Source organism: Gammaproteobacteria bacterium (assembly GCA_028817255.1).
Lineage (GTDB): Bacteria > Pseudomonadota > Gammaproteobacteria > Porifericomitales > Porifericomitaceae > Porifericomes > Porifericomes azotivorans.
Map to the genome: position 1 here is coordinate 1 of JAPPQA010000162.1, position 6,424 is coordinate 6,424.

Below are 6,424 nucleotides of genomic sequence, written 5' to 3' on the forward strand. Positions count from 1 at the left end.
TGAAGGAGCGCGAAGCGCGCGCTTTATACGCTGGATTCCCGCCTGCGCGGGAATGGCGGATATTTGCCGTGCCAGTGGGTAGTTTTTCGCGCGGTTCTGGATTTTCGGAGTTTTTGCACAGACTGTTGCGCGGGAATGGCGGGGTAAAGGGCGGGAATGGCGGGATGGGAATCTTTTCCCCCCGATTGCGTAACGGCTTGCAGGCCGCAAACGCGGGTTTGACTTTCGCGGTAGCCGCGGCTATAGTCATCTACCAAAGCGCCGATTTGATATTCAGCTTGCGGGCGCTCCAGTAAATACTGCTAAAGCGAGTCGGATCCGGCTCGGTCAGAGCATACGAGGCGGATTTTCCCCGCTTTGCATTCCCGCCGCTCCGTTTGAGCGGGTCTGGCTCTCTGGTTGCCCGCGCTGTGGGAAAAGGAGGGCGTCGGACATGTTGAAAAAAGAACCCGGGCAGTACGCGTTTCGTACGCGCGCGGTCCATGGCGGCCAGCGCCGTACCGCCGAAGGGGAGCAGAGCGAAGCGCTGTTCCTGACTTCAAGTTTCGCGTTTCTGTCGGCGCAGCAGGCGGCCGACCGCTTCAGCGGGCGGGAAGCCGGCAACGTCTATTCGCGTTTTACCAATCCCACGGTGCGCGCCTTCGAGCAGCGGTTGGCGGCTATGGAGGGAGGCGAACGGTGCATTGCCACTTCTTCCGGCATGGGCGCTATCCTGAGCACCTGCCTGAGCCTGCTCAAGAGCGGCGATCGCATAGTCGCCTCGCGCAGCATCTTCGGCACTACCGTCATGCTGTTCAAGAATTTGCTGCCGCGCCTGGGGATTGCAGTGGACTTCGTGCCGCTGACCGATTACCGAGCCTGGGAGGAGGCGGTACGGCCCGCTACCCGGATGTTGTTTTTAGAGACTCCCTCCAATCCTTTGACCGAGGTCGCCGACATCGCCAGGCTGGCCGGGATCGCCCGCGACCGCGGCTGCCTGCTGGTCGTGGATAATTGTTTCTGCACGCCCGTTTTGCAGCAGCCCTTCGCGCACGGCGCGGACTTGGTGATCCATTCCGCCACCAAGTACCTTGATGGGCAGGGCCGTTGCGTGGGCGGTGCGGTGGTGGGCAGCGAGGAATTGTTGGGCGAGGATGTATTCGGGTTTCTGCGCACGGCAGGGCCCAGCATGAGCCCGTTCAATGCCTGGGTGTTCCTCAAGGGGCTGGAAACCCTGTCTGTGCGGATGCAGGCGCACTGCGACAATGCCCTGGAGATCGCGCGCTGGCTGGAGGCGCAGCCGGGGGTCGAACGGGTGTATTACCCCGGCTTGCCCGGGCATCCGCAGCATCGGCTGGCCAGCCGGCAACAGGAGGGCGGCGGCGGGATCGTCAGCTTCGAGGTGGCGGGCGGCAGGGAGCAGGCCTGGCGGGTTATAGACGGCGTGGAACTGTTCTCGATTACGGCCAATTTGGGCGACGCCAAAAGCACGATCACCCATCCCGCCACTACCACGCATTGGCGGCTTGCCGCGGAGGAGAAGGAGGCCGCGGGGATCCGCGAGACGTTGATCCGCCTGTCCGTGGGTCTCGAAGACCCGGCAGACTTGAGGGCGGACTTGGCCCGGGTCTTGTCTTGAGTGCCTGCGCGAGGGCTGGGTCCGCGCCGTCCCGCGCCTAACGCGGCTCCGGCTCGGCCTTTGCCTCGTTGTCCGCGGGCGGCAGGGGGGCCTCCGGCCGCGGCCGCGGCGGCGCGGCGCTGGGGAGGCTTTTGCCGGGCTGGATCTTCTGCGTATCCGACAGGGATTCCTCTCGCTCCAGTTCCGCCTGTACCGTCTTGCGCACGTTGCGGAAGGAGCGTTGCAGACGGCCGTACCAGCGCCCCGTTTCCATGGCCAGGGACATCCATTTCTCCGGCCCCATAACCAGCAGGCTCAGCAGGCCGATCACCACCATCTCCCAGAAGCCGATGTCCATATTTAACCGTGTCCTGGCCGCCGCGGCGGTTGCATAAGGGCGTAATATCCCTGGTAGTGCAGCAGCGGCGGCCGCTCCGGGTTGGCCAGGAAGGACTGCACCCGGCCTATGAAAATCACATGGTCCCCGCCCTCATAGGTATCGTGGATGCGGCACTCGAACACCGCGAGGGCGTTGGGGAAGTAAGGGCAGCCGTTGCCCCGGACACGGGCGTATTCCACGTTCCGCCACTTGTCCTTTCCGGAGTTTGCGAAGCGCGCCGACAGTTCTTGCTGCTCGGCGGTCAGCACGTTGACCGCGAACGAATTCGCCGATAGAAATGCCGGCAGGCTGTATGTTTCCTTGCGCGCGCCGAACAGCACCAACGGGGGCGCCAGGGACACCGAGTTAAAAGAGCTCGCGGTTATGCCCAGCGGCTCCTCCCGGGGGCCGAGGGTGGTCACGATCGTTACCCCGGTGGCAAAGCAGCCCAGGGCCCGGCGGAGTTCCTCCGTCTCGAATGGGGGAGAAGACGGCAGTCCTGCCGGATCGCTGGCTTCTGTTTCCATAAATTTTTGCTCGGTTTCGGCCCCGGGCGCCTCCCGTGCCGGTCTTCGCATTGGTCCTGCGCGCGCTCCGCGGGGACTGTCCGAACGGCCCGTGCCGCGCGGGCATTCCCCGGCGCGCCCGTACCGCGGACGCCTGCGATTCACTCTACCACGGAGCACCGGGGAGGTCATCCGGCGGTCCGTTCATGGGCGTTCGTGGCGGGCGGCGGGCGGACATGGCATATCGGGCGCCTTATGATTCCGGTACCGCGTTGTGGTAAGATCTGCCCATGACTCAAGCAGATACGGAAGTTTTCCGTACCTTAGGAGCCGAGAGCGTTGCGGGGAAGGGAACGGGCGCCGCCGCGGATGTGGCGACAAAGGCGGATTTGGCTGCCCTGGAGTCCCGGTTGATCCGGTGGATGGTCGGCCTTTTCTGCGTTGCCGGAATCGCGGCCGCGGCCGCCTGCATGATTCTGTAGCGCTGCCTGGGCGAGGCTTTGGGGCCGTCCGGGCGACGGCAATGCTGCCGAATCCCCTTTGCGGGGGGGCTTGCGGGCTCCCCTTCTCTTTGCGGCTCGCTACGTGCCCTGTTGCGCCGGGGCTTGGCAACCCCCCGCTTTTTTTTGTTGACAGGCAGGATAGGGCGGGGCTATTATTCCGTGGCTTTCCTGGAGGAAAGTCACGTGTGGGGAACCAGGAAAGTGGGCCGGCCCTGCCGTTTCAGCGTTCTGGGCCTGCGCGCCAGGGCAGGAGGTTACGGGTTTCCCGGCCCCCGCTCAGGATGCGGCACTGAAAGCGACAAAGAGGAGAAAGGAGGTGGGCGCGCTTGTCGCGTGCCCGGAAGGTTTCCCGGCAATCTAATGGCAAGTGCTATGGCGAGTGCGAGATGGTAACGATCAATCAATTGGTCAGGCAGCCGCGAAGGCGGCAGCGCAAGAAGTCCAATGTGCCTTCGTTGCATGCCTGCCCGCAGAAAAGAGGGGTCTGTACGCGGGTCTATACGACCAAGCCAAAGAAACCGAACTCCGCCCTGCGGAAGGTGGCCAGGGTGCGGTTGACGAATGGCCACGAGGTGACCAGTTATATCGGGGGGGAAGGGCACAACCTGCAGGAGCACTCCGTGATCTTGATCCGCGGCGGCCGGGTCAAGGACCTGCCGGGCGTGCGTTACCACACCGTCCGGGGCACCCTGGATGCCTCCGGCGTCGGCGACCGGCGCCAGGGGCGGTCCAAGTACGGCGTCAAGAAGCCCAAGGCATAGGCCGGAGTTTCCGTCATGTCCAGAAGGAGAGTGGCCAGCAAGCGGGAGGTTGCCGCGGAACTCAAGTACGGAGACCGGGTTCTCGCCAGGTTCATCAATATCGTTATGAGGAGCGGGAAGAAATCCGTGGCCGAGAAGATTGTTTACAGCGCGCTCGAGCGGGTGCGGTCTCAGGGCGAGGGCGGTCCCCTGCAGGTGTTCCACAAAGCGGTGGAGAACGTGCGCCCGATGGTGGAGGTCAAATCCAGGCGGGTCGGGGGGGCGACGTACCAGATCCCCATTGAGATTCGCGCCGACCGCAGCACTGCCCTCGCTATGCGCTGGCTGGTACAGGCGGCCAAGCGCCGGCGCGAGGGGGCCGGCATGGGCAGGAGGCTGGCCCGGGAACTGGAGGAGGCCGCCGAACAGCGCGGCATGGCCTTTAAGAAGCGTGAGGATACGCATCGGATGGCGGAGGCGAACAAGGCCTTCACGCACTACCGCTGGTAACGATCCGATTACGGGAACCTGGCAAACCATGCCCCGCACCACACCGATAGAACGGTACCGGAATATCGGCATCATGGCTCATATTGATGCCGGCAAGACCACGACTACCGAGCGCGTCCTTTATTACACGGGTGTCTCCCACAAGATGGGGGAGGTGCATGACGGCGCGGCCGTCATGGATTGGATGGAACAGGAGCAGGAGCGGGGCATTACTATTACCGCCGCCGCCACCACCTGTTTCTGGCGGGGGATGGCCGATCAACACCCGGAATACCGCATCAACATCATTGATACCCCGGGGCATGTGGATTTCACGATCGAGGTGGAACGCTCCCTGCGCGTGCTGGACGGCGCCTGCGCGGTTTTTTGCGCCGTGGGCGGTGTCGAGCCGCAGTCGGAGACCGTTTGGCGGCAGGCGAATCGGTACCAGGTGCCCCGGCTGGCCTTCGTCAACAAGATGGACCGTTCCGGAGCGGATTTCCTGCGCGTGGTGAACCAGATGCGCGAGCGCCTGGGGGCCACGCCCGTTCCCGTCCAGATGCCCCTGGGGCGTGAGGAGAATTTTCAGGGCGTCGCAGATCTAATTGCCATGAAGGCAGTGTATTGGGACAGCGATACCCTGGGCGCACGCTTCGCGATGCGCGATATTCCCGAAGGGATGCTGGAGCAGTGCCGGGAGTGGCGGGAGCGGATGGTGGAAGCGGCTGCCGAGGCCTCCGAGGCCTTGATGGAGGAGTATCTTGAGAAGGGCGACCTGGCCCCGGAGCAAATCCGCAAGGGTTTGCGTCTGCGTACGCTGGCTAATGAGATCGTCCCTGTTTTGTGCGGCTCGGCGTTCAAGAATCGCGGGGTCCAGTCTTTGTTGGATGCGGTGATAGACTACCTCCCTTCTCCCCTGGACGTGCCCCCGATCAAGGGGGTCTCCGACGACGCCGGCGAGGTTGAGAGCGCGCGCCGTCCTTCCGACGAGGACCCGTACGCGTCGCTGGCGTTCAAAGTCGCATCGGACCCATTCGTGGGCACCCTGACGTTTTTCCGGGTGTATTCCGGCGTCTTGAAGTCCGGGGATACGATTTATAACTCGACCCGCAGCAAGAAGGAACGCATTGGCCGCATATTGCAGATGCACGCGAACAGCCGGGAGGAGATCAAGGAGGTCAGGGCGGGCGATATCGCAGCGGCGGTCGGGCTGAAGGAAGTTTCCACCGGCGACACCTTATGCGACGTGGAGCGCATGATCGTTCTCGAACGCATGGAATTTCCCGACCCGGTGATCTCCGTGGCGGTGGAGCCGAAGAGCAAGGCCGACCAGGAAAAGATGGGGCTTTCTCTCGGCAAACTGATGAAAGAGGACCCTTCCTTTAAGGTGCATACCGATCCGGAATCCGGGCAGACCATTATCTCCGGCATGGGCGAGTTGCACCTGGAGATCATCGTGGATCGCCTGCGCCGGGAATTTCGGGTGGAGGCCAATGTGGGCAAGCCGCAGGTCGCTTACCGGGAGACTGTGCGCAAGCCGGTGGAGCGCGCCGAAGGAAAGTACATCAAGCAGACGGGGGGGCGCGGCCAGTACGGGCACGTGGCGATCAAAATTGTGCCCCGGGAGTCTGGCAGCGGCTACGAATTTGTGAACAAGATTACGGGTGGGGCGATCCCGCGCGAGTACATCGCGGCGGTTGACAAGGGAATCCGCGAGCAGATGAACAACGGCATCGTATTCGGATACCCGGTCGTGGACGTGCAGGTGACCTTGTTCGACGGTTCCTACCACGAGGTTGATTCCAGCGAGGTTGCCTTTAAGATTGCGGGTTCGCTGGCGTTCAAGGAAGGCGGGAGCAAGGCGTCCCCGGTGCTGCTCGAACCGGTAATGAAGGTGGAAGTGGTGACTCCGGAGGAGTACCTGGGGACGGTCAACGGCGACCTCAATCGCCGCCGGGGGCTGCTCCTGGGCACGGAGGATTCGCCCGCCGGCAAGATCATCCGGGCCGAGGTGCCGCTGGCGGAGATGTTCGGTTACGCCACCGATCTCCGGTCCAGCACTCAGGGGAGGGCGACCTACATCATGGAATTTGCGAAGTACGGCCAGGTTCCGGCCAACATTGCGGAGAGCGTCCGGGCCGGCGCGGTTTAGGAGGGGAAGGATGTCGAAGGCGAAATTCGATCGCAACAAGGCGCATGTGAACGTGGGC

6 protein-coding genes are annotated in these 6,424 nt (G+C 63.4%); 4 read left to right on the forward strand and 2 right to left on the reverse strand.

Annotated elements, in window-relative coordinates; genetic code table 11:
- The first annotated feature begins 433 nt into the window (after window positions 1–433).
- Entirely contained in the window at window positions 434–1,618 is a 1,185-nt protein-coding gene (locus tag OXU43_06780; GenBank protein ID MDD9824858.1) for an O-succinylhomoserine sulfhydrylase, read from the forward strand.
- Between the two features lie 37 nt (window positions 1,619–1,655).
- Here OXU43_06780 and OXU43_06785 read toward each other — a convergent pair whose 3' ends face one another.
- Both OXU43_06785 and OXU43_06790 read right to left on the reverse strand, forming a co-directional pair.
- Window positions 1,656–1,955 (reverse strand): twin-arginine translocase TatA/TatE family subunit, encoded by a 300-nt coding sequence (locus OXU43_06785; protein MDD9824859.1) that lies wholly within the window; start codon window positions 1,953–1,955, stop codon window positions 1,656–1,658.
- Window positions 1,956–1,957: 2 nt separating this feature from the next.
- Window positions 1,958–2,503, reverse strand: a complete 546-nt coding sequence (locus OXU43_06790; protein ID MDD9824860.1) for a flavin reductase family protein — start codon at window positions 2,501–2,503, stop codon at window positions 1,958–1,960.
- Window positions 2,504–3,371: 868 nt separating this feature from the next.
- Between OXU43_06790 and rpsL the strand changes: the two genes are divergently transcribed.
- From rpsL to fusA, 3 genes are read left to right on the forward strand one after another with little or no spacing between them, the layout of a single operon-like run.
- On the forward strand, window positions 3,372–3,746 hold the full coding sequence (gene rpsL, locus OXU43_06795; protein ID MDD9824861.1) for a 30S ribosomal protein S12: 375 nt from the start codon (window positions 3,372–3,374) through the stop codon (window positions 3,744–3,746).
- Window positions 3,747–3,761: 15 nt separating this feature from the next.
- A complete protein-coding gene (rpsG, locus tag OXU43_06800; GenBank protein ID MDD9824862.1) occupies window positions 3,762–4,235 on the forward strand; it encodes a 30S ribosomal protein S7 in 474 nt (157 codons plus the stop codon).
- A gap of 28 nt (window positions 4,236–4,263) precedes the next feature.
- Window positions 4,264–6,366 (forward strand): elongation factor G, encoded by a 2,103-nt coding sequence (fusA, locus tag OXU43_06805; GenBank protein ID MDD9824863.1) that lies wholly within the window; start codon window positions 4,264–4,266, stop codon window positions 6,364–6,366.
- Window positions 6,367–6,424 lie beyond the last annotated feature (58 nt).